The sequence below is a fragment of the Dorea sp. OM07-5 genome, from assembly GCF_003481355.1.
In the GTDB taxonomy this organism is placed as follows: Bacteria; Bacillota; Clostridia; order Lachnospirales; family Lachnospiraceae; genus Dorea_D; species Dorea_D hominis.
In genome coordinates, this window is the sequence record NZ_QUKZ01000037.1 from 1 (window position 1) to 3,121 (window position 3,121).

Consider the following 3,121-nt stretch of genomic DNA (forward strand, 5'->3'; position numbering starts at 1 on the left):
ATGTACCTTGAAAATTGCATATAAGAAATAGAAATGATAAGATAAATATCTTATTCAAGACATCCGAGGTAATTGTTATTAACAGGAATGTTGTTAATGATTACAACACCTTCGAGAAAACGAAGTAAAAAAACGAACCTAGAACCAACGCCGGTAACGCTATACCGGTGTAGTGATCATCCATTCCCGTGGATGAGAACAAGTTGGTCATGCTGAAAAGAGCGTATGGTGGATGCCTTGGCACTAAGAGCCGATGAAAGACGTGATAAGCTGCGAAAAGCTTCGGGGAGGAGCAAATATCCAATGATCCGGAGATCTCTGAATGGGGAAACCCACTTGAGCAAACCTCAAGTATCCTAACGCCAATCCATAACGTTAGGAAGGGAACCCGGTGAACTGAAACATCTAAGTAGCCGGAGGAAGAGAAAACAACATGTGATTCCGGAAGTAGCGGCGAGCGAAACCGGAAGAGCCCAAACCGGGATGCGTGCATCCCGGGGTTCGGACCGCACAATTGATTCAAGAGTCTTAGCAGAATGGTTTTGGGAAAGCCAGCCAGAGAGGGTGAAAGCCCCGTAAGCGAAAGGACGATTGACAAGGCGGTATCCAGAGTAGGTCGAGACACGTGGAACCTTGACTGAACACGCGGGGACCACCCCGTAAGGCTAAATACTCCTTAGTGACCGATAGCGCATAGTACTGTGAAGGAACGGTGAAAAGGACCCCGGGAGGGGAGTGAAAAAGAACCTGAAACCATATGTTTACAAGCTGTGGAACCACTATAAATGTGGAACCGCGTACTTTTTGTAGAACGGTCCGGCGAGTTGCGCCGGCTGGCGAGGTTAAATCCTACAGGGATGGAGCCGAAGGGAAACCAAGTCTTAATAGGGCCAGAGTCAGTCGGAGCAGACCCGAAACCGGGTGATCTATCCATGTCCAGGTTGAAGTTGCCGTAAAAGGCAATGGAGGACCGAACCCACATCCGTTGAAAAGGGTGGGGATGAGGTGTGGATAGGGGAGAAATTCCAATCGAACCCGGAGATAGCTGGTTCTCCTCGAAATAGCTTTAGGGCTAGCCTCATACAAGTCTTGCGGAGGTAGAGCACTGAATTTCCTAGGGGGCGTCAAAGCTTACCGAAGAATATCAAACTCCGAATGCCGCGTAGATGATGTATGGGAGTCAGACTGCACGAGATAAGTTGGGTAGTCGAAAGGGAAAGAGCCCAGACCTGCAGCTAAGGTCCCAAAATGTGTGTTAAGTGGAAAAGGATGTGGGATTTCGAAGACAACTAGGATGTTGGCTCAGAAGCAGCCATACATTCAAAGAGTGCGTAATAGCTCACTAGTCGAGAGGTCCTGCGCCGAAAATGTCCGGGGCTGAAACACACTACCGAAGCTCAGGAATCAACGAATGTTGATTGGTAGAGGAGCATTGGATACGAGACGAAGCAGTACCGATAAGGAGCTGTGGATTGTATCGAAGAGAGAATGCCGGAATGAGTAGCGAGAGGAAGGTGAGAATCCTTCCGGCCGAATATCTAAGGTTTCCAGAGTAAAGCTGATCTGCTCTGGGTAAGTCGGGGCCTAAGGCGAGGCCGAGAGGCGTAGTCGATGGACAACAGGTTGAGATTCCTGTACCTTAAGTAAACAGAACTGTGGGGACACGTGTGGAGAGCATAAGCCGGGAATGGAAAGACCGGTGCAAGCAAGGTAGGAGTGCAGCTGGCAAATCCGCTGTACAATCTGAAGACGTGATGCGGACCGAAGAAAGAGTAGGGAAGTGTGTGAGCCATGCGTCAAGAAAAGCCGCTATTGTTTTACTTAAGCCCGTACCGTAAACCGACACAGGTGGATGAGGAGAGAATCCTAAGGCCGACGGGAGAAGCATTGTTAAGGAACTCGGCAAAATGACTCCGTAACTTCGGGAGAAGGAGTGCCAGTGAAAGCTGGCCGCAGAGAATTGGCCCAAGCAACTGTTTAGCAAAAACACAGGTCTATGCAAAACCGAAAGGTGAAGTATATGGGCTGACGCCTGCCCGGTGCTGGAAGGTTAAGGGGAGAGGTTAGCGGTAACGCGAAGCTTTGAACTTAAGCCCCAGTAAACGGCGGCCGTAACTATAACGGTCCTAAGGTAGCGAAATTCCTTGTCGGGTAAGTTCCGACCCGCACGAAAGGCGTAATGATTTGGGCACTGTCTCAACAATGCACCCGGTGAAATTGAAATACCAGTGAAGATGCTGGTTACCTGCGCCAGGACGGAAAGACCCCATGGAGCTTTACTCCAGCTTGATACTGGGATTCGGTATTGCATGTACAGGATAGGTGGGAGACTGGGAAGTAGTTACGCCAGTAGCTACGGAGTCGCTGTTGGGATACCACCCTTGCAGTATTGGATTTCTAACCAGCGGCCTTCATCAGGTCGGGGGACAATGTCAGGTGGGGAGTTTGACTGGGGCGGTCGCCTCCGAAAGGGTATCGGAGGCGCTCAAAGGTTCCCTCAGAATGGTTGGAAACCATTCGAAGAGTGCAAAGGCAGAAGGGAGCTTGACTGCGACACCGACGGGTGGAGCAGGTACGAAAGTAGGACTTAGTGATCCGGTGGTATAAAGTGGGATTGCCATCGCTCAACGGATAAAAGCTACCCTGGGGATAACAGGCTTATCACTCCCAAGAGTTCACATCGACGGAGTGGTTTGGCACCTCGATGTCGGCTCATCGCATCCTGGGGCTGAAGTAGGTCCCAAGGGTTGGGCTGTTCGCCCATTAAAGCGGTACGCGAGCTGGGTTCAGAACGTCGTGAGACAGTTCGGTCCCTATCCGGCGTGGGCGTAGGATATTTGAGAGGAGCTGTCCTTAGTACGAGAGGACCGGGATGGACTGGCCGCTGGTGTATCTGTTGACTACCAAGGTCATGGCAGAGTAGCCAAGCCGGGACGGGATAAACGCTGAAGGCATCTAAGCGTGAAGCCCCCCTCAAGATGAGATATCCCTACGTAAGTAGTAAGACCCCTTGAAGACGACGAGGTAGATAGGTCAGAGGTGGAAGTGTGGTAACACATGGAGCTGACTGATACTAATCGGTCGAGGGCATGACCAAGCAAGGTGATAGGTAAAGGATGAA

At 50.7% G+C, this 3,121-nt stretch carries 1 rRNA gene; it reads left to right on the forward strand.

Annotated elements, in window-relative coordinates:
* The first annotated feature begins 205 nt into the window (after nt 1-205).
* Nucleotides 206-3,097, forward strand: a 23S ribosomal RNA gene (locus DXC04_RS15200).
* Nucleotides 3,098-3,121: the final 24 nt, after the last annotated feature.